The 26,070-nt window shown below is 68.8% G+C and carries 22 protein-coding genes; 12 read left to right on the forward strand and 10 right to left on the reverse strand.

Annotated features, from left to right (window positions below):
• Positions 1 to 65: 65 nt before the first annotated feature.
• From OYT95_RS11440 to OYT95_RS11450, 3 genes are read right to left on the reverse strand one after another with little or no spacing between them, the layout of a single operon-like run.
• On the reverse strand, positions 66 to 2,516 hold the full coding sequence (locus OYT95_RS11440) for an HAD-IC family P-type ATPase (protein WP_037234423.1): 2,451 nt from the start codon (positions 2,514 to 2,516) through the stop codon (positions 66 to 68).
• Between the two features lie 50 nt (positions 2,517 to 2,566).
• A complete protein-coding gene (locus OYT95_RS11445) occupies positions 2,567 to 3,682 on the reverse strand; it encodes an MBL fold metallo-hydrolase (protein ID WP_174484695.1) in 1,116 nt (371 codons plus the stop codon).
• Between the two features lie 44 nt (positions 3,683 to 3,726).
• Entirely contained in the window at positions 3,727 to 4,458 is a 732-nt protein-coding gene (locus tag OYT95_RS11450) for an enoyl-CoA hydratase (protein ID WP_037234663.1), read from the reverse strand.
• 144 nt (positions 4,459 to 4,602) lie between these two features.
• Between OYT95_RS11450 and OYT95_RS11455 the strand changes: the two genes are divergently transcribed.
• Complete coding sequence (locus OYT95_RS11455) at positions 4,603 to 5,712, forward strand: NAD(P)-binding domain-containing protein (RefSeq protein ID WP_268791505.1); 1,110 nt, start codon at positions 4,603 to 4,605, stop codon at positions 5,710 to 5,712.
• Here OYT95_RS11455 and OYT95_RS11460 read toward each other — a convergent pair.
• Positions 5,705 to 6,805, reverse strand: a complete 1,101-nt coding sequence (locus OYT95_RS11460) for a lipase family protein (RefSeq protein ID WP_268791506.1) — start codon at positions 6,803 to 6,805, stop codon at positions 5,705 to 5,707. The genes OYT95_RS11455 and OYT95_RS11460 overlap by 8 nt on opposite strands.
• A 116-nt stretch (positions 6,806 to 6,921) precedes the next feature.
• On the opposite strand from OYT95_RS11460, the gene OYT95_RS11465 reads away from it, so the two are divergent.
• Positions 6,922 to 8,415 (forward strand): phospholipase D-like domain-containing protein, encoded by a 1,494-nt coding sequence (locus tag OYT95_RS11465; RefSeq protein ID WP_268791507.1) that lies wholly within the window; start codon positions 6,922 to 6,924, stop codon positions 8,413 to 8,415.
• On the opposite strand, the gene OYT95_RS11470 is transcribed toward OYT95_RS11465, so the two are convergent.
• Positions 8,388 to 9,062, reverse strand: a complete 675-nt coding sequence (locus tag OYT95_RS11470) for a hemerythrin domain-containing protein (RefSeq protein ID WP_268791508.1) — start codon at positions 9,060 to 9,062, stop codon at positions 8,388 to 8,390. The genes OYT95_RS11465 and OYT95_RS11470 overlap by 28 nt on opposite strands.
• A 65-nt stretch (positions 9,063 to 9,127) precedes the next feature.
• On the opposite strand from OYT95_RS11470, the gene OYT95_RS11475 reads away from it, so the two are divergent.
• On the forward strand, positions 9,128 to 12,406 hold the full coding sequence (locus OYT95_RS11475) for a BTAD domain-containing putative transcriptional regulator (RefSeq protein ID WP_268791509.1): 3,279 nt from the start codon (positions 9,128 to 9,130) through the stop codon (positions 12,404 to 12,406).
• A 57-nt stretch (positions 12,407 to 12,463) separates the two neighbouring features.
• Entirely contained in the window at positions 12,464 to 14,569 is a 2,106-nt protein-coding gene (locus tag OYT95_RS11480) for an MMPL family transporter (protein WP_268791510.1), read from the forward strand.
• On the opposite strand, the gene OYT95_RS11485 is transcribed toward OYT95_RS11480, so the two are convergent.
• Both OYT95_RS11485 and OYT95_RS11490 read right to left on the reverse strand, forming a co-directional pair.
• Positions 14,529 to 14,900: a hypothetical protein gene (locus tag OYT95_RS11485; protein WP_037234439.1), complete on the reverse strand. Its 372-nt coding sequence runs from the start codon at positions 14,898 to 14,900 to the stop codon at positions 14,529 to 14,531. The two genes, OYT95_RS11480 and OYT95_RS11485, sit on opposite strands and share 41 nt — an antisense overlap.
• Positions 14,901 to 14,904: 4 nt before the next feature.
• The gene (locus tag OYT95_RS11490) at positions 14,905 to 15,033 is read right to left on the reverse strand and encodes a hypothetical protein (protein WP_009478066.1); all 129 of its coding nucleotides are present in this window, start codon (positions 15,031 to 15,033) and stop codon (positions 14,905 to 14,907) included.
• A 152-nt stretch (positions 15,034 to 15,185) separates the two neighbouring features.
• On the opposite strand from OYT95_RS11490, the gene OYT95_RS11495 reads away from it, so the two are divergent.
• Positions 15,186 to 15,626 (forward strand): cupin domain-containing protein, encoded by a 441-nt coding sequence (locus OYT95_RS11495; protein WP_128639836.1) that lies wholly within the window; start codon positions 15,186 to 15,188, stop codon positions 15,624 to 15,626.
• A gap of 9 nt (positions 15,627 to 15,635) precedes the next feature.
• Here the strand turns inward: OYT95_RS11495 and OYT95_RS11500 are convergent, their stop codons facing one another.
• Positions 15,636 to 16,484, reverse strand: coding sequence for an aldo/keto reductase (locus OYT95_RS11500; RefSeq protein WP_112301120.1), 849 nt, complete (start codon positions 16,482 to 16,484; stop codon positions 15,636 to 15,638).
• A gap of 139 nt (positions 16,485 to 16,623) precedes the next feature.
• Between OYT95_RS11500 and OYT95_RS11505 the strand changes: the two genes are divergently transcribed.
• Together OYT95_RS11505 and OYT95_RS11510 are read left to right on the forward strand one after the other, a co-directional pair.
• Complete coding sequence (locus tag OYT95_RS11505) at positions 16,624 to 17,217, forward strand: class I SAM-dependent methyltransferase (protein WP_268791511.1); 594 nt, start codon at positions 16,624 to 16,626, stop codon at positions 17,215 to 17,217.
• A gap of 15 nt (positions 17,218 to 17,232) precedes the next feature.
• Positions 17,233 to 18,873: an ABC-F family ATP-binding cassette domain-containing protein gene (locus OYT95_RS11510; protein WP_268791512.1), complete on the forward strand. Its 1,641-nt coding sequence runs from the start codon at positions 17,233 to 17,235 to the stop codon at positions 18,871 to 18,873.
• Here the strand turns inward: OYT95_RS11510 and fdxA are convergent, their stop codons facing one another.
• Positions 18,874 to 19,200: a ferredoxin gene (fdxA, locus tag OYT95_RS11515; protein WP_005244047.1), complete on the reverse strand. Its 327-nt coding sequence runs from the start codon at positions 19,198 to 19,200 to the stop codon at positions 18,874 to 18,876. It lies immediately after the preceding gene.
• Between the two features lie 144 nt (positions 19,201 to 19,344).
• Between fdxA and OYT95_RS11520 the strand changes: the two genes are divergently transcribed.
• The 5 genes from OYT95_RS11520 to OYT95_RS11540 all read left to right on the forward strand — a co-directional run bounded on the left by OYT95_RS11520 (position 19,345) and on the right by OYT95_RS11540 (position 25,570).
• The gene (locus OYT95_RS11520; RefSeq protein ID WP_037234450.1) at positions 19,345 to 19,650 is read left to right on the forward strand and encodes a helix-turn-helix transcriptional regulator; all 306 of its coding nucleotides are present in this window, start codon (positions 19,345 to 19,347) and stop codon (positions 19,648 to 19,650) included.
• Positions 19,643 to 20,182, forward strand: a complete 540-nt coding sequence (locus tag OYT95_RS11525) for a hypothetical protein (RefSeq protein WP_037234452.1) — start codon at positions 19,643 to 19,645, stop codon at positions 20,180 to 20,182. Before OYT95_RS11520 ends, OYT95_RS11525 begins: the two co-directional genes overlap by 8 nt.
• A gap of 31 nt (positions 20,183 to 20,213) precedes the next feature.
• Entirely contained in the window at positions 20,214 to 21,110 is an 897-nt protein-coding gene (locus tag OYT95_RS11530) for an ABC transporter ATP-binding protein (protein WP_037234455.1), read from the forward strand.
• Complete coding sequence (locus OYT95_RS11535; protein ID WP_128639839.1) at positions 21,107 to 22,300, forward strand: ABC transporter permease; 1,194 nt, start codon at positions 21,107 to 21,109, stop codon at positions 22,298 to 22,300. Before OYT95_RS11530 ends, OYT95_RS11535 begins: the two co-directional genes overlap by 4 nt.
• Before the next feature lie 90 nt (positions 22,301 to 22,390).
• Positions 22,391 to 25,570, forward strand: coding sequence for a multicopper oxidase family protein (locus tag OYT95_RS11540; protein WP_268791513.1), 3,180 nt, complete (start codon positions 22,391 to 22,393; stop codon positions 25,568 to 25,570).
• A gap of 21 nt (positions 25,571 to 25,591) precedes the next feature.
• Here the strand turns inward: OYT95_RS11540 and OYT95_RS11545 are convergent, their stop codons facing one another.
• Positions 25,592 to 26,059 carry an SRPBCC family protein gene (locus OYT95_RS11545; RefSeq protein WP_037234464.1) on the reverse strand — a complete coding sequence of 156 codons (468 nt, stop codon included), beginning with the start codon at positions 26,057 to 26,059 and terminating at the stop codon, positions 25,592 to 25,594.
• Positions 26,060 to 26,070: the final 11 nt, after the last annotated feature.

Consider the following 26,070-nt stretch of genomic DNA (forward strand, 5'->3'; position numbering starts at 1 on the left):
CACCCAGTCTCACAGCATTGACTCGGCGACGCCAACCGTTCGAATCGTCGCGAGCGGTAGTCGCGTCAGTGCACACCCGGCAGGTCTTCCGGCACCGCGAAGAGGCGGCGATGCTCACCGTGCAGGCGGCCCGTCACCCACCATCCGATCTCGACGAGAACCACTCCGACCAGGCCGCACACGAGAGCGGAGGTGGTGGCACCGACGTTGGTCGGATCGAGTTTGAAGAACTCCCGCGTGAACGGCAACGCGAACAGGATGAGATATCCCGCTACGGATCCGAAGATCAGCACCAGCTTCCACCACACGTACGGCCGCGCGACCACGGCCAGCACCCACAGCGCGATCATGATGAGCGTGATCAGTGCCGACGTGCCCGCCTGGATTTTCTGCGTCTCCGTCTGATCCGGGCCGGAGTAGACGAGAAGATACGAAATGAACGTCGTGACACCGATGATCACACCCGACGGCACGGCGAGACGCATCACGCGCGGCACGAAACCGGAGCGCGCCCGCTCGTTGTTGGGGGCCAGCGACAGGATGAACGCGGGTATGCCGATGGTGAACCAGGCGGCGATCGTCACGTGCCGGGGCAGGAACGGGTACGGGATGGGCTCGAAGTGGAAGATCTGCGACAGCACACCGGACAGACCGATCAGGAACGCCAGCAGCACCGAGTACACGGTCTTGGTGAGGAACAGGTTCGAGACGCGTTCGATGTTGCCGATCACCCGGCGGCCCTCACCCACCACGTAGGGCAAAGTGGCGAACTTGTTGTCCAGCAACACGATCTGCGCCACCGCGCGGGTTGCGGGGCTGCCCGAGCCCATCGACACCCCGATGTCGGCGTCCTTGAGGGCCAGGACGTCGTTGACACCGTCGCCCGTCATCGCGACGGTGTGCCCGCGAGACTGCAGGGCCCCCACCATCTCCCGCTTCTGATCGGGGCGCACGCGGCCGAATGTGGTGGACGTTTCCAGGGTCTCGGCGAGGGCGTCGCGGTCGTCGGGCAGTTCGCGGGCGTCGACGGGACGGTCGCCGCCGGGCAGTCCGAGCGATCCGGCCACCGCACCGACCGACACGGCGTTGTCCCCCGAGATGACCTTCACCGTGACGTTCTGACTCGCGAAGTACTCGAGGGTGCCGCGGGCGTCGGGACGCACCCGCTGCTCCAGGATCACCAGTGCCCGCGGCGTGATCGCACCCGGCGCCGCGGGGTGGTCGACCGGGACGTCGCAACTGCCGAGCAGGAGCACGCGCAGTCCCGAGGATCCCACGTCCTCGGCCTGCCGGGCCATGTCGCTGCCGGGGTCGAGCAGCACGTCCGGCGCACCGAGGACCCAGTTGCCGTGGGCGCCGTACGACTGTCCGCTCCACTTCTTGGCCGAGGAGAACGGCGCCTCCGCGGTGACGTCACCCCACCCGGGGTCGTCGGGAAACGCCTCCTTGATCGCGAGGACGCTGGCGTTCGGCCGAGGGTCGGACGCCGCCATCGCGGCGAGTGCCGCACGGGACGGTTCGGTGTCGGCGGTGTCGGCGCAGCGCAGTTCGGACAGCCGCATGCCGTTCTCGGTGAGCGTTCCGGTCTTGTCGGCGCACACCACGTCGACGCGCGCGAGACCTTCGATGGCGGGCAGCTCCTGCACGAGGCACTGCCGCTGACCGAGCCGGACCACCCCGACCGCGAACGCGATCGACGTCATCAGCACCAGACCCTCGGGCACCATCGGGACCAGCGCCGCCACCATCCCGCTCAGCGCCGGCCGGATCGACTCGCCGCTGGAGAACAACTGGTTGTAGATGATCAGCAGACCCGCCGGAATCATCAGGTATGTGATGAATTTCAGGATCTTGTCGATGCCGCTGCGCAACTCCGAGTGCACGAGCGTGAACTTGCTGGCCTCGTCCGCGAGTTTGGCGGCGTACGCGTCGCTTCCGACCTTCGTGGCACGGTAGCAGCCGCTGCCGGATGCGACGAAGCTTCCCGACAGCACCTGCTGGCCGGCGTCCTTGTGCACGGGGTCGGCCTCACCGGTGAGGAGGGACTCGTCGACGTCGAGCGACATCGCCTCCACCACGACACCGTCGACGACGATCTGGTCGCCGGCGCCGAGCTCGATGATGTCGTCGAGCACGACCTCCCGGGGTGCCATCGCGACCGCGGCACCGTCACGGCGCACCACCGGTTTGGTCTGGCTGACGATCGCGAGCTTGTCGAGGGTCCGCTTGGCCCGCACTTCCTGGATGATGCCGATCCCGCTGTTGGCGACGATCAGCAGGCCGAACATCCCGTCGATGATCGAACCGGAGGCCAGCACGATGATCAGGAGGACACCGAGGATCGCGTTGATCCGGGTGAACACGTTGGCGCGCACGATGTCGCGCACGGATCGGCTGGCTCGATCGGGAACGTCGTTGGTCTTGCCTGCCGCCACCCGCTCCGCCACCTGGGCGGCCGTCAACCCCTCCACTGCGACGACTGCAACGCTGTCGGTGCCCGTTTCGTCGTATGCCATGGTCAAAGGCTACGCAACGAGGCTCGGCTCCGAGGGGATGCGCGCCGGACTCAGCCGAGCGCGGACCACCACGGTGTCTGGGCCGTCGGCTTCAACGCGTCGATCCGCTGTCCGGGCATCGGCACGGCCACCGGGGTGCCCTTCTCCTGCGCGGCGGCGAGCAACCGGACGATCGGCTCGGACCACGAATGGAACGCGAGGTTGAACGTGGCCCAGTGCACCGGCACCAGCAGTCCGCGGCCGGTGTCGCCGCCGTTGAGGTCGGCGTGGGTCTGCACCGCCTCCTCCGGGTTCATGTGGATGTCGGCCCACCGCGTGTCGTAGGCGCCGACGGGCAGCAGCGTGAGATCGAACGGACCGTACCGGCGGCCCAGGTCGGCGAACCGCGGGGTGTACCCGCTGTCGCCGCCGAAGAACACCTTCCGGTTCGGTCCGGCCAGCACCCACGACGCCCACTGGGTGGTGTTGCGTACCAGCCCGCGGCCCGAGAAGTGCCGGGCCTCGGTGCACGTGAGCGTGAGTTCGCCGAGCGTGGTCGACTCGTCCCAGTCGAGTTCCACGATCCGCTCCTCCGGCACCCGCCACTGCCGCAGGTGCGCACCGAGCCCGACCGGAACGACGAACGGCGCCTTCTGGGTGGCGGCGAGTTGCTGCACGGTGGCCATGTCGAGGTGGTCGTAGTGGTCGTGCGAAATGACGATCGCGTCCAGAACGGGCAGGTCGGCCAGCGGGACCGGGGTCGGGTGCATGCGGGACGGACCGAGAATCGCGGACGGCGACACCCGGTGACTCCACACCGGGTCGGCCAGCACCCGGTACCCGTCGACCTCGACGAGCACGCTCGAATGGCCGTACCAGGTGACGGCTGCGTCGGCGGCCTCGACAGGCGCGAGGGGTGTGGCGAGCGGGATCGGCCTGCGCGGGCGTCCCGCGCTGCCCCGCGTGATCAGTGCCTTGACGATCCCGGTCTCCGATCCGGGCAGCATCATGCTGCTCGGATCGGTGTTGTGGAACTGGCGGTCGCGGTACCGCGGCGACGTCGCGGCGTACGGGCGCACCTTGGCACGCGACGCGCCGATCTGAGACGGAAGCCCCCACGCAGCCCGCGTCAGCCACCCGAGGGCGGCGGTGGCCAGAACAGTCGTCACAGCGCTCTTCGCTTTCACCCCGACAACTGTAACCACGCGTGCGGGAAAGGTGTGGCGAGCGGCTACTGGCCCCGGAACACCGGCGGACGCTTCTCGGCGCGCGCCGTGCGCGCTTCCTGCGCGTCGTAGCTCTTCCACGCCGCGTGCAGCGCCGCGAGCTGCTCGGGCGGTGGCGGGCTCTGGGTGCCGTCGTCGTTGAGCACCATCTTGAGATGTTGCAGCGACAGCGGCGCCAGGCGCGCGATCGAGTGTGCCCACTGCTGCGCGACGGCGAGGTCGCCGCGCTTGTTGGCGAGGCCGTGCGCGAGCGCCTCGTCGGCGCCGACCTCTTCCGCGCCGAGCAGGATCGTTCGTGCCGGTCCGCCGCCGATCAGGGCGGCCAGACGGTGCACCGTCCACCGGTCCACGGAGATCCCGAGCTTGGCCGCGGGGATGGCGAAGCGCGCCTCGGGAGCGACCACGCGCAGGTCCGCGGCGAGCGCCAGCTGGCTGCCCGCGCCGATCGCGGGGCCGTTGATCGCGGCGATGACGGGGACGGGCACCGAGTCGATGGTGTGCAGCATCTCGAGCAGGGTGTCCGTGAATCCGTCGGCGTACACGTCGCCCGACAGGTCGGCGCCGGCGCAGAACGCGCTGCCCTGCCCTGTGAGGACGATCACCCGCGCGCCGTCGGTGACCGACTTCTCGGTCTCCTCCCGCAGGAGTTCGCAGATCTCGGTGTTCAACGCATTGCGACGGTCGGGGCGTTGCAGTTCGAGGGTGAAGACGTCGCCGTCACGACTCGTCCCGATCATGTCCACTCGCTTTCTTCGTGATTGCAGTCCACTGACGAATTCTCCCCTGTCCACCCGACTGGACGTCTGTCAGCCAACCACAGCTGAATCGACCGGAACACACGAGGCTCTCCGGTAGTTGTGAGGGGGGAGGTGAGGACCGACATGAACAGCGATGTGGACGTGGCCGTGATCGGCGCGGGGCAGGCGGGGCTGTCCGCCGCCTACTATCTGCGCAGGTTCGGGGTGGAACCGGAGTCCGGTTTCGTGGTGCTCGATCACGCCCCGGGTCCCGGCGGCGCGTGGCAGTTCCGGTGGCCGTCATTGACACTGAGCACCGTCAACGGTGTCCACGACCTGCCCGGGCTCGGCTTCGCCGACACGATCGGCGTGGACCCGGACGATCCGGAGGCCGCGCTGGTGCATGCGGCGAGCGCGGTTCCCCAGTACTTCGCGACGTACGAGAAACAGTTCGAACTGCCGGTGCACCGTCCCGTGCACACGCGGGTGGTGTGTGCCCGTGGCGAGCGTCTGCGGATCGAGACCGACGGCGGCGTCGTATCGGCCCACGGTCTGATCAACGCGACCGGAACGTGGGAACGCCCCTTCATTCCCCGGTACCCCGGCGCCGAGTCGTTCACCGGCCGCCAGGTGCACACCAAGGACTACACCTCGGCGCAAGACTTCGCGGGACGGCACGTCCTCGTCGTGGGCGGCGGCATCTCGGCGGTGCAGTTGCTGGACGAGATCTCCCGCGTCACGACCACCACATGGGTGACGCGTCGCCCACCGGAGTTCCGGGACGAGCCGTTCACGCCCGAGATCGGCCGCGCCGCCGTCGCTCTCGTCGAGGACCGGGTCCGTCGCGGGCTGCCGCCGGGCTCGGTGGTGTCGGTGACGGGCCTGCCCGTGACGCCGGCGATCCGCGCCGCTCGCGAACGCGGGGCGCTGGCGCGGCAACCGATGTTCAGCGAGATCACCGCGGACGGCGTCCGCTGGGACGACGGCCGCGAACTGAAGGTCGATGTGATTTTGTGGTGCACGGGTTTTCGCAGTTCACTCGATCACCTCGCGCCACTGCGGCTCCGCGGGCCGGGCGGCGGGATCACGATGACGGGACGCCTGGCCACCCAGGTGGCGTCGGATCCGCGGATTCATCTCGTGGGCTACGGCCCCTCGTCGTCGACGATCGGCGCGAACCGGGCCGGACAGGCCGCGGCGCGCGAGCTCACCCGGCACCTCGGCGTGCCCGCCGGATCAGCGCGCCCTACCTGATCAGCGAGGCGATGAACGCGGCCTGGTCGGGACCGGCCTGGTACATGCTGCCGAAGTGACCACCCGAATACACCCGGTAGTCGAGATCCGTTCCTGCACTCTGCATCTCGGAGACGAGCTTCTCCGTCAGCGGGATCGGCACCGACGCGTCGGTGATCCCCTGCACGAGCAGCAGCGGACGGTCGTAACCCGAGACCGGGACCTCGAGGTATTCGCGCAACGCGTCCTGCAGCGCCGGGACGTCGAGTGCCCTCGCCAGCATCTGCGCCACCGACACGTTCCGGGTCATGGCCGCGAACTGCCGGAACGGCACTTCGGGAGCGGCGTCGACGAACTGCTTCCCGACCGGGGTCAGATAGCTGTCGATGTCCAGTTGCGGGTAGGCGTCACGGACCCCGGCGATCAGGTACGAGATGTACACGGTGAGACCGGCGAGGCCCTGCGGCGGAAACAATGGGCCACTCCAGTTCGCCACCATCTCGATGTTCGACGGCACCCCGTTCGCGACGGCACCGCGGTAGTCGAGTTCCGGCGCGTACGTCGTGGCGGTGTGTGCGGCGAACACCGCGGCCTGCCCGCCCTGGGACAGTCCGACCGCCATCCATGTGGCGGAGAGGTCGGCATCGATCTCCCGGGCGGCGCGCACGGAGTCGACGACGCTGCGTCCGGCGACCTTCCCGTCGAGGTATGGCGGCACCCCGGGGGTGCCCAGGCCCACGTAGTCGGTGGCGGCCACGGCGTAGCCGAGTTGCAGCCAGCTGCTCACGTAGTCCGCGGATTCCTTGTCGACCCCCGTCACGGAGGGCGCGTCGGCGTCGGAGTCCCCGACCGTTCCGTGCGCCCAGGCGATGACGGGCCAGCCACCGGGGGGCGGTGCACCGGGCGGCACGAAGAGCATCCCGGTGCACGGGGTGATGCCGTGCCGGTCGGTGGTCAGATATGTCATCCGGTAGGCACTGCCGGTTCCGCGGAGCCAGAGCTCCGCCGGCAACTCCGACGAGGCGACGACGGTGCCGGGGCTCGATCCGGCCCGCAGCGGATCCGCACCGACAGTTGGTGCCCACAGCACGCTGACCAGTGCGAGCAACGCCACGATGCGCCACCACCTCCGCACCTCTCAACGGTAGCTGGGTGGGGGTGGCGCAGTACTGTGAATCGTCCTCCCGCAGGGGAGGGCGGGACGAACGAGACGGGGAGAACATAAAACACATGAGCGACGACGGCACGATCCTCACTCCCGGCGACACGTGCTGGCAGGTTGCCCACGCCGATCGTCTCGCGTGCATCGTCGATGCGGCGGACTACTTCCGCCATGCCAAGTCCGCGATGCTGCAGGCTCGCAGGCGCATCATCCTCATCGGCTGGGACTTCGACACGAGGATCAAGTTCGAGCCGGACGAGAAGACGCTCGACGGCCCCAACCAGCTCGGCCGGTTCCTGGCCTGGCTGACCCGGGAACGCCCGGATCTCGACATCTACCTGCTCAAATGGAACATCGGGGCGTTCACCGCGATCGGGCGCGGCATGACACCGATCTTCGTGGTCAACTGGGTGACCGACCACCGCCTGCACTTCGAACTCGACGCCGCCCACCCGATCGGCTCGGCCCACCACCAGAAGATCGTCGTCATCGACGACGCGCTCGCATTCTGCGGCGGGATCGACATGACCGTGGACCGGTGGGACACCCCGGAACATCGGGATCGCAACCATTACCGGACGCAGCCGAACGGCAAGCGGTACGGGCCGTGGCACGACGCGACGACCGCCGTCGACGGGGACGCGGCGAAGGCCATCGGCGAGCTCGCCCGCACCCGGTGGAAGGCGGCGACCGGGCAGGATCTGGCGCCGGTCGACGAGGTCGCGGGCAGCACGCCGTGGCCGGAGGGGCTGAAGCCGGCGATGCGCTCCGTCGACGTGGGTATCGCGCGCACGCTCCCGGAACTGTCCGATCGGGACGAGGTCCGCGAGATCGAGGCCCTGTATCTGGCCGCGATCGCCGGCGCCGAGCGGTCGCTGTACATCGAGAGTCAGTACCTGGCCTCCCGCACCCTCGCCGAGGCGATCGCCGCGCGACTACGCGAACCGGACGGACCGGAGATCGTGCTGGTGCTGCCGCGCAACGCCGACGGCTGGCTCGAGCAGAAGGCCATGGACGGCGCCCGCCGCCGGTTGCTGCACCTGCTCTGGCACGCCGATACCGGGAACCGGCTGGGCGTCTACTACCCCGTCACGGCGGGTGGTGAGCCGATCTACGTCCACGCCAAGGTGCTGGTAATGGACGACCGTCTCCTGCGCGTGGGTTCGTCGAACCTCAACAACCGGTCGATGGGGTTCGACACCGAGTGTGATCTGGCGGTCGAGGTCACCGCCGACACGGCGAACGGTGACGAGCTGCGGCAGACCATTCTCGGCATTCGCCGTCAGCTCGTCTGCGAACACCTCGGTGTCCCGGCCGGGCTGTTCGAGGACACCCTGGCAAGGACGTCGTCGTTCGTGGGCACCGTGGAGGCACTACGCGGAGGCGGCCGCACCCTCGAGAAGTTCGAGCCGGAGACGGTCGAGGACGAGGACAGTCCGCTCGCCGAGAACGAACTGATGGATCCCGAACGCACCCCGCCGAGCTTGTGGGAGCGCACCAGCCGGGGCCGGCTGCGGCGCAAGGTGATCCGGCGTCAGAAGGCTGCCGGTTCGGTGCCGTAGATCCGTCGGTAGTCCTTGCGGAAGGCCCGCCGCCCCAGGATCGACCATGCCATCCTGGCCGCGAAGGGCATCTCCGACAGGAACATTCGACGCTCGCCGGGGGTCGCACCCTGGAGGATGAAGCCGAGGAACACCAGCAACCGGTCCTTGGGGATCGACGCGCGGCCGCGATCGCCCATCTCCTGCCACTCGGCGAGCGTCAGGAACTGCTCCGCCATCGGGAGGATGCGCTGCTCCTCCTCGCCGAGGTGCTCGTCGAGCGCGGCAGACAGGGCGGTCAGCGTCCTCGCCAGCGGTTCGCCGTCCACCGCATCCGCCGTGAACGCGGCGCCCTGCGACTGCGCCCGCGACAGCAGTTCCGAGAGACGTTCGTGCTGTTCCTCCATCCGCAACACCAGCGCCGCGTCGGTGGGCGCGCGGTCGAGGAGCTTCGGCCACAGCAGGTCGTCCTCACTCGTGTGATGGTGGTGCAGCGCCGTGGCGAGTTCCTCGAAGAACGTCACCACCTCCCCGGCGCGGGCGGTGTCGCCGGCGGGAACACCCCGGACGAGTGCGGGCAGCGCGGCGAACTGGCGACGGAAGCAGTTGTGGACCACCACCATCTCGCGGGTGTCGGGCCGGACTGTGTGAGCAGTTGACGTAGTCATGCACTCAGGGTCGGTTCGGCGTCTTGGAGAGCACTTGGAGGCCACTAGTGCTTACCCTTGGCACGATGCTGCGTATTCGAGTACTCGGGACGCTCGAGGCGGAGGACGAATCGGGGACGGTGGACCTCGGCGGCCCCCGCCAGCGCGCCGTGCTCGCGCTGCTGCTCGTCGCGCGCGGCGAGGTGGTCCCGGTGGATCGGCTCATCGACGATCTCTGGCACGGCGCTCCCCCGCCGCGGGCGGTCGGTGCACTTCAGGCATACATTTCGAATCTGCGCCGGGCACTGGAGCCGCACCGCGCGCCGCGGGCGGACTCCACCGTCCTGGTGAGCCGGGCCCCCGGTTACGCGCTCACCCTGCCCCCGTCCGGTGTCGACGCGTGGGAGTTCGAGAACCTGATCCGGTCGGCCTCCGACACCGGGCGAGCCGATCTCGAGCACGCGCTGAGCCTGTGGCGGGGGCCGGCATTCGCCGAGGTGGCCGGCGAGCACTGGGCCCTCGCCGAGATCGCCCGGCTCGACGAACTGCGGGCGGTGGCGCGCGAACGTCTGGTCGCAGCCGCCGTCGCGATCGGCGACGCGGCCGGCGCCGTGCTCGACGCGCAGGCCCTCACCCGGGACCACCCGCTCCGGGAAGAGGGATGGCGGTTGCTCGCGCTGGCCTTGCACCGCAGCGGGAGACAAGCCGACGCCCTGGCCGCGTTGCGCGAGGCCCGCGACCGGCTGGCGAACGAACTCGGCCTCGACCCCGGTCCCGCCCTGACGGAACTCGAACGCCAGATCCTCACCGGCACCGTCCCGTCTCACCCCGCCCCCGCCACCGGGCCCGTCGACACCACGCCGGACGCCTGGTTCCTCGGCCGCAGCGAGGAGTTGGCGACCCTGACCGACCTCATGACCGACCCCGGCGCCCCTGTGGTCCTCCTCGGGGGCGACGCCGGATCCGGGAAGTCGTCCCTGCTGCGCCGGTTCCGTCGAACACTGCACGCCGCGGGATGGCAGGTGGCGGTGGGTCGCTGCCCCGAAGTGGACGGCGCCCCGCCCGCCTGGGCGTGGGTGGAGATCCTGCGCGCACTGTGCGAGACGGTCGACCCCGGTGCCGCGACGGACGCGCTCGCACCCCTGCTCGCCGACGACCGTTCGCACGCGACGCGGCCGGACGATCCGAGCGGACGGTTCCTGCTGCACCGTGCCGTCGCCGACTACATCGGGACCGTCCGCGATCACGGTCCTCTCGCTGTCGTTCTCGACGACGTCCACCGCGCCGACGAGGACACCCTGTCGATCCTCGTGCGGCTCGCGCAGCAGCGGTCGCCGATCCTGTTGCTCCTCGCGTTCCGCCCGGACGAGGTGGACCCGAACCTGGAGAACTGCTTCGCCGATCTCGCGTCGCTGCAGCCGACACGCATCCGCCTGGACGGACTCGGTCCCGAGGATTCGGCGGAGCTGATCCGGCACGTGGCGGGACGCGACCCCGATCCCGACACTCTCCGCGCGCTCGCCGACCGGACCGGCGGAAACCCGTTCTACCTGCAGGAGAGCGCCCGGCTCCTGGCCAGCGAGGGCGAACTGGTAGCCACGTCGGAGGTTCCCGAGGGGATCCGGGACGTCCTGCGCCGGCGGATCGCCCGTCTCCCCGAGCTCACCGTGTCCGTCCTGCGACTGGCCGCGGTCGTGGGCCGCGAATCCGACATCGACGTCCTCACCCGTGCCGCCGAAGTCGACGAGGACGTCGTGTTCGACGCACTCGAATCGGGCGTGATCGCCGGACTTCTCGGCGAGCCGCGCGCCGGGACCGTCCGATTCACGCACGCCCTCGTCCGCGACACGCTCTACTCCGACCTCACCCGGCTGCGCCGGAGCCGGTGGCACGCCCGGGTCGGGACGGCACTCGAGGAGTTGCGTCCACACGATGTCGCGGCTCTCGCCCACCACTTCACCGAGGCGCTGTCGGCCGCCACCGCACGGCAGGCACTCGACCACAATGTGGCGGCCGCGGCGCAGGCCGCCGACCGCTACGCCCACGACGCGGAGATCAGCTTTCTCGACAACGCCCTTCGCGCGGCCGACCGGTTGCCGCCGGACGCAGCGGCGTCCGTGGACGAGCGCGTCGAACTCCTCACCGAGCTGAGTCGGACGCAACTCGCCGCAGGCATCGGACTGGACGGGGCCCGTTCCCGGAAGCGGGCTCTGGAACTCGCCGAGGACGCGGGCCGAACCGACCTGGCGATCCGGGTGCTCGCGTTCGTCGACACCCCGACGCCGTGGATCAACCGGCGGTACGGCGAAGTGGACACGGCCGTCGCCCTGCAGATCGAGGCGCTGCTGCGGGACGAGGAGCTGGAGCCGGCGGTGCGGTGCCGGCTGCTGGTCACGCTCGTCCACGAGATCGGGGCGGAGGACCACGAGCGCACCGGTTCCGCGGTCCGGGAGGCCGAAGCTCTGGCCCGGGATCTGGACGATCCGGTGCTGCTCGGGCTGGTGCTCTGCGCCGTCCACGCCGGCACCGGCTCGCCGACCAGCACGCTCGGCGGCCACGTCATCGGTGACGAGCTGCTCCGGATCGGTGACCGGACGCAGCTCCCCGTGTTCACCATGCTGGGCCACCACCTGCTGGCCGAGATCGCGTCCGGCAACGGTGACATCCCGGCGATCGAGCATCACATGGGCATCCAGTCGGAACTGGCGGACCGGTATCAGTTCCAGCAGGCGCAGGCGACCCGGGAGATGAGCCGCGCCATGGTCGCACACCTCACCGGCGATCTGGCCGAGGCGGAACGACATTACGTGCGCGGCCACGAGTTGATGACCCGGGCGGGGCTCGACGCCGACAGTGTCTTCGCTCTCGCGCAGTTCACGCTCCGGCTCACCGAGGGACGCGCCGGAGAACTCGAGGCGGTGATCGAGACCGTCGACAGCGCCGCGATGGACGTGATCGCCGATCTGCATGCCCTCGCGCTTCTCGGCAACGGCAAACCGGACCGGGCGCGTGAGGTCCGGCGTCACCTCCGCCCGGTCCGCCGCGACTTCTTCCACTCCCTGATGATGTCGCTGCGGGGCATCGTCGTCGCGAGGCTGGGTGAACGGGACGAGGCGGCCGCGGTGCACGCGGAGCTGAGCCCGTACAGCGGTCAGATCGGGGGCGGCGACACGGCGGCGTTCGCGGTGGGGCCCGTCGACACGATCCTCGGCGACCTCGAGATGCTCCTCGACCGGCCCGAGGACGCGAGAACGCATTACGTTGCGGCGCTGGAACTGGCCGAACGCTGCGGCTGCCCGCCCTGGGTGGAGGCGGCGCGCACCCGGGTGACCACCCACCCAAGCGAGTTCCAAGTGGGCCACTAGCGGCCGGGCGCACAGTCGGAGGCGACAGAACCATCCGGCTTTCCTGGAGGCTTCCCCATGAGTTCCCTGCTCGCGCGCCTCGGCTCGGCCGCCGCCGCGCATCCCTGGCGGGTGATCGCCACGTGGCTGACGCTGCTCGTCCTGGTGTTCGCCGCCGCGTCCGCGTTCGGTGGCACCAACCACGACGACTACAACGTGCCCGGTCTGCCGTCGCAGCAGGGGACGACTCTGCTCAGCGAACGATTCCCGGAGATGTCGGGGGCGGACGCCCGGGTGGTCGTGCACTCGGACACGGGCCCGCTTTCCCCCGCGGTCCTCACCGACCTCGGCACCAGGCTGGCGGAGGTGAACGGTGTGAGTGCCGTGTCGCCGCCCCGCCTGTCCCAGGATTCCGACACGGCCGTGATCAGCCTCAACTACCGCATCCCGGTCACCGACTTCCACGGCAGCGAAGGCGTCGACGCCCTCGACGCCGCGGTCGCCGACACTCAGGCGCAGGGGCTGCAGGTGGAACTGGGCGGGCAGGTCCCGGAGAACATCTCCAAGCCGTCGGGCACCGCCGAGGCGGTGGGCATGATCCTGGCGCTGATCATCCTGGTGTTCGCATTCGGCTCCGTGGTGGCCGCCGGACTGCCCCTGGCCGTCGCGCTCGTCGGCGTCGGCATCGGGTCGGGCCTCATCACGATCATGGCCGGGTTCACCAGCATCAGCACCATCGCCCCGACCATCGCCACGATGGTCGGCATCGGTGTCGGAATCGACTACGCGCTGCTGCTCGTCACCTGGTACACCGAGGGACTGCGGTCCGGGATGTCGGTGCGGGACGCCGTCGCCGCCGCCAACTCCACGGCCGGGACGTCGGTGATCTTCGCCGGCACCACCGTCCTCGTCTCCCTGTTCGGGCTGCGACTGTCCGGGCTGCCGATGTACGCGTCGTTCGGCTACGCCACGTTCGCGATGGTCGGCATCGTGATGCTCACCTCGGTCACGCTGGTGCCCGCGCTGTGCGGGCTGGCGGGCACGCGGGTGCTCGGCAAACGGTCCCGTGCCCGGGCCGAACGTCGCACGACGTCGCCGCTGACGGAACGGTGGGCGATCCGGGTGAGCCGCCGCCCGTGGCTGTGGGCCCTGACGGCGCTCGGGGTGCTGCTGCTCCTCGCCGCTCCGGTTCTGGGCATGCGGACGTGGCCGCAGGACGCGGGCAGCGCGCCGGCCGCCAACACGATCCGTCAGGCGTACGACCTGATCGACTCCGAGTTCGGGCCCGGCGCCAACGGACCCCTGATGGTGGCGGTCGACCTGAACAAGGTTCCGGCATCCGAACTTCCGGCTCTCGCGCGTGAACTGGCCGCCGAGCCCGGGGTGGCGTCGGTGACGCCCGTCCTGCTGAACGCCGATTCGACGGCCGCGCTGATCTCGGTGCAGCCGACCACCGGTCCCAGCGACCCCCGCAGCACCGAACTGCTGGAGCGGATCCGGTCCGACGCCGCCGACGGCGTCCACGTCACCGGACTCACCGCGACGTTCGCCGACATCTCCGCCCGCCTCGCCGAACGGCTGTGGCTCGTGATCGCGTTCGTCGTCGCGCTGTCGGTCGTGCTGCTCACGTTCGTCTTCCGCGCACCGGTGGTCGCGGTGAAGGCGGCCGTGATGAACCTGCTGTCGGTGGCCGCCGCCTACGGCGTGATGGTGATGGTGTTCCAATGGGGTTGGGGCGCCCAGCTACTCGGCCTTCCGCATGCGCTTCCCGTGTCGAGTTGGGTGCCGATCCTGATGTTCACCATCCTGTTCGGACTGTCGATGGACTACGAGGTGTTCCTGCTCTCCCGGATACGTGAGCGCTGGCTCGACACGGGCGACTCGCACCGGAGCGTCGTCGAGGGACTGGCATCCACGGGCCGGGTGATCACGAGCGCCGCGGCGATCATGGTCGCGGTGTTCGCCGGGTTCGCGCTCGACGGGGACGTGACCGTGAAGATGATGGGCGTCGGCCTCGCGACCGCGGTCCTCATCGACGCGACGATCGTGCGGATGGTGCTGGTGCCCGCGACGATGTATCTGCTGGGCAACGCCAATTGGTGGCGGCCCGGCGGACGCCGGGATGCGGCACCGGACGGGGACGCTACCTCCGCAGGCGTTCCACTTCCGCTTCGAGCGCGATGACCCGCCGGTACAGGGCCTGGATGCTCGCCATGCACACCCCGTTCGCATCGACCATCGCGATGCGGCGGTCGTGGGAACCGAGACCGAATGCGGTCGCGAAGTCCTGTGCCATCGGGCCCAGGTGCCGCACCGACTCGTGATCGAAACCGTAGGTCCAGACGCTGAGCGGCATCTCGGCGAGGCGTTCGAGCACCTCGCCGGCACTGGCAGGCGGTGTCTGGACGGCAACACCGCGCTTGCGGGTCAGGACGGAGTGAAACCACGCCAGCGGGTGGCGGGTACGGGCCGCTGTTCGCGCCCGCACCCGCCCCCGACGGGTGTCGACCCACATGGAGTCAGTCGGGGAGTTCGCCGACATCGTGCTTGATCGTCGCGTCGCTGAGAAGGAGTCCGACCCCGAGGGCCATGACGCCGATTCCGAGTCCGATTGCGGCTCCGCCGAGTCCGAGCATGATTCCGAGCATGTTGTCTCCTGTTCGTCGCTGGTGTGCGGGATTTCGTGCCCCCGCTTTCTGAACACCTACGACTCTGGCGGCTCCGGCCCTCGGAGATAAGACACCCCAGGGGTGGTGCAACCGCACCCCCGGTCGGCACGCCGGGCGGCAGAATGGCGGCCATGACGGAATTACCGGAGTGGGCCCGAACCCTCGACCTCGCCCCGCACCCCGAAGGCGGCTGGTACCGCGAGACGTGGCGCAGCGACGTCACGATTCCGGAGGGGAGCCTGCCCGGCGACTACCCCGGACCGAGATCGGCCGGTACCGCGATCCTGTTTCTCCTGATGCCCGGGCAGCAGTCGGAATGGCACAGCGTGCGCAGCGCCGAGATCTGGCTGTATCACCGGGGCAGCCCCCTGCGGCTCGAACTCGGTGGGGACGGAAGCGAACCCGCGTCCCCACACGCGCAGATCCTCGGCGCAGACGTCGCGGCGGGCCAGCAACCACAGCTGCTGGTCCCGCCGCGGCACTGGCAACGAGCGAAGCCCGAGGGCGACGAACCGACTCTCGTCAGTTGCGTCGTCACCCCGGGCTTCGACTTCGCGGACTTCCGGCTCTAGGCCCTCCGCCTACGCGCCCAGCGTGTCCGGGTCGGGGCCGATGCGCCCGTCGGCCCGGGTCAGCGACCCGACGGTGTTGATCTCGTCGGGGGTCAGCTCGAAGTCGAAGACGTCGAAGTTGGCGGCGATGCGCTCCGGCGTCACCGACTTGGGAATGACCACGTTGCCGATCTGCAGGTGCCAGCGGATGATCACCTGTGCGGTCGTCTTGCCGTGCGCCGCAGCGATCTTCGCGATGGACTCGTCCTCGAGGACGGTGCCCTGCCCCAGCGGGCTCCATGCCTCGGTCGCGATGCCCTTGCCGGTGTGGAAGGCGCGCAGGTCGGCCTGGTTGAACCGCGGGTGCAGCTCCACCTGGTTGACCGCGGGCACCTCGCCCGTCTCGGCGATCAGACGGTCGAGGGTCTCCGGGGTGAAGTTGGAGACGCCGATCGACCGCGCACGCCCATCGGCCTTGATCTTCTGGAACGCCTTGAACGTGTCCACGTAGCGGTCCGCGGACGGCACCGGCCAGTGGATGAGGTAGAGGTCGACGTAGTCGAGCCCGAGGCGGTTCAGGCTGTCGTCGAACGCGCGGAGCGTGGAGTCGTAGCCCTGGTCGTCGTTCCACAGCTTGGTGGTGACGAACAACTCGTCACGGGCGATGCCGGAGTCCGCGAGCGCGCGGCCCACTCCGGTCTCGTTCTCGTAGATCTTGGCGGTGTCGATGCTGCGGTACCCGGCCTTCAGCGCCTCGGTGACCGCCGCGTGGCTCTCGTCGTCCGGCACCTGCCACACGCCGAAGCCGAGGGCAGGAATGCTGTTCCCGTCGTTGAGCGTGACCGTAGGTACAGGACTCTGTGCATTGTTGAAACCCATGAGACTGTGCAACCGGGCACCCGGACCAGATGTTCCCGACCGTCTCAGAATGTGGACTTTCGCGTGTTGTTTCGGCACGACCGGGTAATCCGACGGCATCGGCGTTCAGGTGGTGACGCGCCCGGTGGAAGGGGCGGACATGGGCCTCGGATACACATTGGCCTATCGGTTCAAGATCACGCCCTGGGTGAAAGCGGGCCGCATCTTCGGAAGCCAGATCGAGACGTTGCTCGATCCCTTCGACGCACCACCGGGTGAGGTCCTCGACATCGGATGCGGCACCGGTGACCATGCCATCGAGATGGCCCGGCGGGGGTGGCAGGTGACGGGGATCGACACCGTCCAGCTGGCCCTCGACAAGGCGCGGTCCAAGGCCCGGAAGGCGGGCGTCGACGTGCGATTCATGCACGCGGACGCCACCGACCTCGAGCACGCCGTCGGCCGCGGGTACCACCTGATCCTGGATGTGGGGTGCTACCACGGGCTCAGCGACCACGATCGGGTCGCGTACGCCGAGAACGTCACGACCGTGAGCGAACCGCACGCCACCCTGCTGATGTTCGCGTTCGGGCCGGGGCATCGCGGCCCGCTGCCGCGAGGGGTCTCCCGCTCCGACGTGGAGCGGACGTTCGAGAAGTGGAAACTCGTCTCGGACGTCGACGCCGACACGACCGGTATGCCGGGACCGCTCAAGAAGGCCGACCCCCGCTGGTTCCGCCTCGTCAAGCGTTGAGTGGATAATCGCCGGGTGACTGCAACACTGCGCATCAGCGAACTGTCGGCTTCGCGCGGTGAGCGCACCCTGTTCGCCGGCCTCGACCTCACCGTCGCCCCGGGCGACGTGACCGGACTCGTGGGGGCCAACGGTGCCGGCAAGTCGACGCTGCTGACCGCCCTCGCGGGGGTCGGCTCGGCGGACGTCGAGGGCAGCATCGTGCTGAGCCCGCCCGACGCGGCCGTCGGCTACCTCGCCCAGGAGCCCGACCGGATCGCCGGCGAGACGGTGCTCGACTTCCTCGGCCGCAGGACCGGCGTCACCGAGGCGGAGCACACCATGAATGCGGCCGCCGAAACGCTCGGCGAGTCGGAGGAGGATCTCTACTCCCCCGCCCTCGAACGCTGGCTCGCGCTGGGCGGCGCCGACCTCGCCGAGCGCGCGGAGAAGGTCGTGAGCGAACTCGGGCTGGGGGTGCCGCTCGACACGTACATGACGTCGCTGTCCGGTGGGCAGGCCGCGCGCGCCGGATTGGCGTCGCTGCTGCTGTCCCGGTACGACGTGCTGCTGCTGGACGAGCCGACCAACGACCTCGACCTCGTGGGGCTCGAGCAGCTCGAGCGTTTCGTCGCCGAGAGCCGGGCGGCCATGGTGGTGGTGAGTCACGATCGGGAATTCCTGGCGCGCACCGTGACCGGCATCGTGGAGCTCGATCTCGTCCAGCAGCAGATCGCGGTCTACGACGGCGGCTACGACTCGTATCTCGCCGAACGGGAGATCGCGCGCAGGCATGCGCGGGAGGCGTACGAGGAGTACGCCGGGACCCGTTCGGACCTCGAGGACCGCGCGCAGATGCAGCGGAACTGGATGGAGCACGGCGTCCGGAACGCGCGTCGCAAGGCGAAGGACAACGACAAGATCGGCAAGGGTCTGCGCACCGAGTCCACCGAGAAGCAGGCGGCGAAGGCCCGGCAGACACAGCGCCGGATCGAGCGGCTCGAGGTGGTCGAGGAGCCGCGCAAGGAATGGGAACTGCGGATGGAGATCGCCGCCGCCCCACGCAGCGGGTCGGTCGTGGCGACGGCGAACGGCGCCACCGTCGCGTGGGGCGGGGACCGCGAGTTCACGTTCGGCCCGGTCACCACTCAGGTGGACTGGGGTGACAGGATCCTCATCACCGGCGCCAACGGTTCCGGTAAGACGACCCTGCTGAAGGTGCTGCTCGGCAAGATCGCCCTGGATGCGGGCACAGCCTCACTCGGCTCGGGTGTGGCGATCGGCGAGATCGATCAGGCCCGCGGCCTGTTCGAGGGCGGCGAGAAGGTGGCGGACGCGTTCGCGGCGCAGGTCCCGGACTGGCCGGACGCCGACGTGCGGACGCTGCTCGCGAAGTTCGGGCTCAAGGGGCACCACGTGCTGCGGCCGGCGGCGTCGCTGTCACCCGGTGAACGCACCCGCGCCGCCCTGGCGCTGCTGCAGGCGCGGGGCGTCAACCTGCTGGTGCTCGACGAGCCCACCAACCACCTGGACCTCCCCGCGATCGAACAGCTGGAGCAGGCCATGGAGAACTTCGACGGCACGCTGCTGCTCGTCACCCACGACCGGCGGATGCTGGATTCGACACGCAGCACCCGCCGGTGGCGGATGGACGGCGGCCGGCTGTCCGAGGAGTAGTCAGTCGCCTTCGGCCATGGGTGGCAACGCCTTGACGAACGGCGGGTCGTAGTCGACCTTGCCCAGCTTCGCCGCGCCGCCGGGGGAACCGAGGTCGTCGAAGAAGTCGGCGTTCGCCTTGGTGTACTCCACCCACTGGTCCGGGACGTCGTCCTCGTAGAAGATCGCCTCGACGGGGCACACCGGCTCACACGCGCCGCAATCGACGCATTCGTCGGGGTGGATGTAGAGCATCCGACCGCCCTCGTAGATGCAGTCGACAGGACATTCTTCGATGCATGCCTTGTCCAGAACGTCGACACAGGGTTCAGCGATGGTGTAGGTCACGTCTGTAATCCTGTCCTTTCCTGCCGTCCTGCGCGAATCGCCTCCACTCTGCCACGCAATTTCCCAGGGTCAACCTGTCATTTCGGCGCCCGTCGCCGTTGTACACCGTTGACAAACTGTTGGGTTTTCACAACACTTTGTTGCATGAGCCCAGTACGGCGTGGGGACGCCCTCCCCATCTACAACCGCATCGGCGTCCTTCGCGCCGAGCGCGGGATGAGCCGGGCTCAGCTGGCGGGACTCATCGACGTCAATCCCCAGACCGTCGGCGCGCTCGAACGGGGCGACCACTACCCCAGCCTCGACCTGGCGTTCCGTATCTCGTGGGTGTTCGAACTGCCGGTGGAGGCCATCTTCTCCCGCACCGAGTTCGGCCCCCTGTCCACCGAGCTGTACCGCACCGACCGACCGCCGTCCACCACAGGAAGCGGGGAGAGTTCCCATGCCTGAGACCAATCTGATCGAGCGGTACCAGGGGTTCCGGACGCGCAGGTTCCTCCAGAACGAACGCCGTTACCGGACGTGGCTACCGAGGTGGCGGACCCGCAGCCGCAGACGAATCCTGGTGGTCGCCCTCGCGGTCACGTTCGTGTTCATGACCGCCGTCGGCATCGTGTGCCATTTCGACATGGTCGTCGGGCCGCTGCTGTGGCTACCCGCGTGCCTGTTGTTCTTTCCCCTGTGGACGATGCTCCAGATCGTGTCCGGGCGGCAGGGGGACGCTCCGCGCGACGCTCTCGACGAGTGGGAGATCCAGCAGCGCAACAGTGCCCGGTCGATCGGACTCACGGTCACCCAGCTGCTGACGCTCGTCCCCGCGTTGTACCTGATCTTCGTCGGCGCGCTGGACGGCGATCACGGCAACGTGCCGTACGCCGCCGGACTGCTCGTCGTCACTGCGCTGATGGTCGGGGGTTGCACGCCCGCCATGATCCTCGGCTGGACGCAACCCGATCCCGACCCCGACGACCTCGCTTCCTAGGAACACCCGCACTCCAGAACGGGAAGGACCCATGTCTCACACCCTCACGATCGACGGCATCTCCAAACGGTACGGCGAGGTCGTCGCACTCGACGACCTGTCCTTCGAGGTCCGCCCCGGCGAGATCTTCGGTTTCGTCGGCAGCAACGGTGCCGGCAAGACCACCACCATGCGCATCGCGCTGGGTGTCCTGTCCGCCGATTCCGGCGAGGTCCGGCTCGGCGGCAAGCCGGTGGACCTGGACGTGCGGCGCACCATCGGATACATGCCGGAGGAACGCGGGCTGTACCCGAAGATGAAGGTGGGCAAGCAACTCGAATACCTCGCCGAGCTGCACGGCATTTCCCGCTCGGCGGCGCGGGAGGCGGTCGCCCGATGGACCGAACGCCTCGGCATCGCGGACCGTGTCGGCGACACCGTCGACGCACTCTCGCTCGGCAATCAGCAACGCGTCCAGCTGGCCGCTGCGCTCGTCCACGATCCGGCGGTGCTGGTTCTCGACGAACCCTTCTCGGGGCTCGACCCCGTCGCGGTGGACGTCATGAGCGACGTGCTGGTGGAGAAGGCGAACACCGGAGTGCCGGTGATCTTCTCGAGCCATCAGCTCGAACTCGTCCAGCGCCTCTGCCACCGCGTCGGCATCATCAGCCACGGCCGGATGCGTGCCGTCGGCACCGTCGACGAACTGCGCGGCGGCGGCAACGCCCAACTCGAAGTCCACGCACCGGAGGCGCCGGTCGGCTGGGCGCACCATCTCGAGGGCGTCACGACTATCAGTCATCTCGACGGCCGAACCCTGCTGTCGCTCGACGCCCACGTGGACGACCAGCTGATCCTGCACACCGCCCTGAAGACCGGACCGGTGCACGAATTCTCGCTGCACCGGCCCACCCTGACCGATCTGTTCCGAGAGGTGGTCACGGCATGAGTGCCCCACTGAGCCCCGCCCGCGCGATCGGCCTCGTGGCCCGCCGCGAATTCCTGACCCAGGTGGCGAAGAAGAGCTTCGTCATCAGCAACGTGATCATCCTGCTGGCCATCGTGGGCGGCATCGTCGCGTACTCGCTGTTCTCGGGCGGCGACGACGAACGCGCCACCGTCGGACTCGTCGGCGACCAGTCGCTCGCGCCGGCTCTCGTCGCCACCGGTGATGCGGTCGGGACACCGGTCGACGTCGTCCCGGCCGCGGACGAGCAGGCCGCGCGGGACGAGGTGGGGAGCGGTGACCTCGACGTCGCCCTGATTCCCGGCACCGACGGATCCGTCACGGCCGTCACCGAATCCGAGATCGGCTCCGGGCTCCGCACCGTGATCGACGCGGCCGTGGTGCAGCAGGCTCAGGCCGGCGCGCTCGCGGCACAGGGCGTGGATCCCGCCCAACTCGCCGAAGCGACCGGCCGGGCGGTGGTCACCGTCGACGCACTCGATCCGCCCGACCCGGAGAAGGGCCAGCGCGTGGCCCTCTCCATCGCCGTGGTCGTCCTGCTGTACATGCAGATCATGATGTTCGGCATGTACGTGGCGATGGGTGTCGTCGAGGAGAAGTCGAGCCGGGTCGTGGAACTGCTCCTGTCGACCCTCCGTCCGCTGCAACTGCTCTGGGGCAAGGTCATCGGCATCGGCGCGGTCGGTCTCGTCCAGTTGACCGCCTACGGTGTGGTCGGTGTCGCGGCCGGACTTGCAACGGGCGTGCTCACCGTGACGGGGACGGCGATCGGGGTGCTGGCCGGAACGCTCGGCTGGTTCGTGCTCGGATTCGCGTTCTTCGCCGTCCTCTACGCCGCGGCCGGGTCGATGGTGTCGCGGCAGGAGGACGTCAACGCGACCGCATCACCGCTGATGGTGCTGATCGTCATCATGTTCTTCAGCGCCTTCTCCTCGGTGAGCAACCCGGACGGCACCCTCAGCAACGTCCTCAGCTGGATTCCGCCGTTCTCGGCGATCCTGATGCCGCTGCGCATCGCCGCCGGCGTGGCGTCCCCGGTCCAGGTGGTCGTCACCGTCGCTCTGATGCTCGCGGTGACTGCCGCGCTCAGCGTGCTGGCCGCGAAGATCTACCAGCGCTCGATCCTGCGGATCGGCAAGGTCGTGTCGTGGAGGGAAGCACTCGGGAGGTAGTGAATTCCCAGCGCACGGCCAAGTTCGCTGTGTAGTGTTCGAATCGTCGATCGATGCTGCTCAGCTGCCGTCGTGGAACGGGGAACACCCATGGTCGTCCGTCGCGGGAAGCCGATCGTCGCCGTCGCCGTCGCCGTGGTCGCGTCCATGGCGTTGATGCTGACGGCGTGCACGTCCGACGAGCCGACCACGGCGGGCGGTGGCAACGCCGGCCCCGACGGCACCCCGGTCGCCTTCAAGGAACCGGTGAGGCTGTCGAGCGAGAACGGGGTGCTCGAGGTTCGGCTGTCGGCCCATCAGGGCACGGTCGACCTCGACACCGTCTCGGAACCGGTGTCCAACTTCCTGGTCTTCGGATACGAGGTTCTGCAGGGCACGAGTTCGAACGGCTCGACCACGGGCGACGACCTCTACCCGGCACCGACGTTGCGCGTCGATCCGGGTGAGCGCCTGATCATCCACTACGACAACGATCTCCGGAACCTGACGATCGAGGACTTCTACGACCCCGCGTTCACGCCGGCGGGCGGGGAGGTCCCCATCTATCCCCCGGCACTCGAATCGGCGCCGCTGAACCTGCACACCCACGGTCTGCACGTGAGCCCGGACGGCAACGCCGACAACGTGCTGCTCGACATCCCCGCCGGAATGGGCAACGTCTACGACTACGCGGTGCCGAAGGACATGCCGAACGGCCTGTACTGGTACCACAGCCACCGTCACACGATGACCGCGCAGCAGACGTACGCGGGGCTCGCGGGACTGCTCGAGATCGGCAGGCCCGACGGCAACCTTCCTCTGGTGACGCAGAACGACGTTCCCATCCGCGACATGGCGCTGCAGTACAACTTCGTCTTCGACCGTAAAGGCAACGGCCACCAGCTGAACGACCCCAACTGGCCACAGTTCGTGAGCACACTGAAGCCGCCGGAGGGGACCCAGCTCGCCGACGGAACGTACGAGCCGAGTCTCGCACCCGTGAATTTCTCGGAGACCACGGAGGGCGCCCAGTACGTCACCAACTGGTATTCCGGGCCGCTGTCGCCGGCGAATCATCGCGGGCAGAACCAGTTCGTGCCGGGCAATCTCCAGAGTTTCAGCAGTGATTCGACGAATGTCCCCGCCGACCCATCGCTGCCGGACAACGAACGCGACGTGCAGTACACGGTCAACGGGCAGTTTCAGCCGGAGCTGAAACTGAAGCCGGGCCAGACGGAGATCTGGTCGCTGGCGAACATCAGCGACTTCGCCTACATGCCGCTCAGACTCACCGAGACCGCGACGGGCAACCACCCGAAGTTCTCCGTCGTCGGCCAGGACGGCAATCCCTTCACCCAGGTGCAGCTGCCCGTCGGTGGTGACGGCACCCGGCTCGTCATCCCGCCGGGGTCGCGGTACGCGATCGCCGTGACGATGCCGGACACCGGCGATCTGGTGCTCGACATGCCACCACTGGACGGGGCGAAACCCGTCACCAACCCCGGCGTTCTCTACACCGACAACGGCACCGACAACCCGCCGGCCGAACTGGGCACGGTGACGGTCGACCCGTCGGTCATCAGCTACGCCGACGGCTTCTTCACCTTCCCCACCCAGACCCTCCTGCACGTCACACCCGACAGCGGGGAAGGGCAGACCACGCCGTTCGAGCCCGGCCAGAACCTCGACGCGTACACGTCTTTCGTGGACACGTCGGTGATGACACCGGACGTGAAGCGCACCCTCACGGTCTCGGGCGGGTTCGGCAACGAGAAGGCCAGCAACAGCGACCCCAAGGCCTTCACGTACGAGTTCGACGACAACACGTTCCCGAACATCCCGCTGATCCAGCCGCGCCTCAACTCGGTCGAGGAATGGTTGATCACAAACCTCAACAACGACGAGCATCCGATGCACATCCACGTCAACGACTTCCAGGTGATGGAGATCGTCGACCCGATCGCCGGTACCCGGACCGGGGTGCAACCGTGGGGCGAGGACAACGTCAACGTGCCGGCGCCCGTCACCGACGCGAACGAGAACCCGCTCGTGCCCGCATCGGTGACGCTGCGCACGAAATTCACGGAATACACGGGCACTTTCGTGATCCACTGCCATCGCCTCAACCACGAGGACAACGGTCTGATGGCCACCGTCAACGTCATTCCCGAGGTGTCGACGTACGCGGTGGCGGTGCCAGGTTCGGCGGGCACTCCCGCGACCGTGCAGGTCCACGACGGCAACGGCGACAAGGTGATCGCCGCGGTCACACCGTTCCCGGCCTTCGAGGGCACCCCGACGGTGGCGATGGCCGACGTCAACGGCGACATGATCCTCGACCTCGTCGCCGGGACCGGTGCGGGCGTGGCGCCGGAGGTCGTCGCCTACGACGGCAACGATGTGGGCTCCGGCCCGTTCACCGCAGAGCTGACCCGGTTCGCCCCGTTCGACGACGGCTTCCGCGGAGGCGTCAACGTCGCGGGTGTGGACATCGACGGAAACGCGCTGGCCGACAACATCATCGCCGGCACGGGCCCCGGCACCGAATCGCAGGTGAAGGTGTTCTCGTCCACCCTGCCCACCGAGAAGGGCGTGGCACCCGAGGTGTTCTCGAGCTTCACCCCCTACCCCGGATCGCAGTCCGGGGTCACCGTCGCCACCGGCTTGGTCGACGCCGGCTCGGGCCGGGCAAGTATCGTCACCGCCCCCGGCCCGGGAGAAGCGCCTCGCGTGAAGACGTTCCGCTACGACCTGTTCGAGCCGACCGCCGCCGCGGCGGCCGACGGCACCGCGGACGAGCACGCCGGCCACACCGGCGGACCGCGGATGACGTCGGAGTTCCTGGCGTTCGACGAGAGCTACGTCGGCGGTGTCTCACTCTCGACGGGATGGGTGGCCGGCGCCGAAGGTGGAGCGAAGAGCATCGTCACCGGCATGCTGGGCGGTGACGGCACTGTCCGCGTGTGGTCGAGTGGTTCACGCCTCGACGGTGAACCGGGCATGTATCTCGAGAGTCCGAATCACCACTCCGGCGACGTCGTCTTCACTGAGATCGCGTCGTTCGCACCATTCGCCGGCGGTACTCCGGGGACGGGCGTCCAGGTGGCCACCACCAGCACCACCAGCGGCGCCGACCTGCTCGTCAGCGGCTCCGGGCCCGGCGGCACCGAGGTGCGCAAGTTCGGTCTGGGCCGCGCCGAACCCCAATCCACCACGCTGGTGCCGCTGCCGTTGGGCGCCCTCCCCGCGCTCCCCGCAGCGCAAGGGTCCGTGCCACTCGGTGGCCGATAGTCGGCCGGCAGATGCAGTGGGTCAGCCGGCCCGCTTCTCGGCGGCGTCGGCGATGTCGTCGAGATCGCGCCGGATCGCCTTGGTGGTCGCCTTCAACGCGAAGGAGCCGAACACTTTCATCATGAACTTCGAAAATGCGCCGAGCCCAGTTGCTTCCGCTGAGAAGTGAAAGGTCAGGGTGGTGCCGTCACCAGCAGGCTCCAGGGTGAACACCGTCGTGTAGTCGGCGCCGTGGGACGACGCCTTCACCACGGTGCGCTTCTCCGGGTCGATCTCCGTGACCCACATTTCCTCGGTCGACGACTTGCCGAACAGCACCCGGGTCTCACGCCACCGCGTACCGACCTCGTACTTCGTCGAATCCAGCCTCTCGAGCTTCTCCACACCGCTCAGAACCGATTCCGCATTGTCCAGATCGGTGATGACCGCCCAGACCGCGCCGACGGGCGCATCGATCGTTCGGCTCACGCGGATCTCCGAAGCTGACATGAGGCACCCAT

It is taken from the genome of Rhodococcus sp. JS3073, from assembly GCF_026810085.1.
GTDB lineage: Bacteria > Actinomycetota > Actinomycetes > Mycobacteriales > Mycobacteriaceae > Rhodococcus_F > Rhodococcus_F wratislaviensis.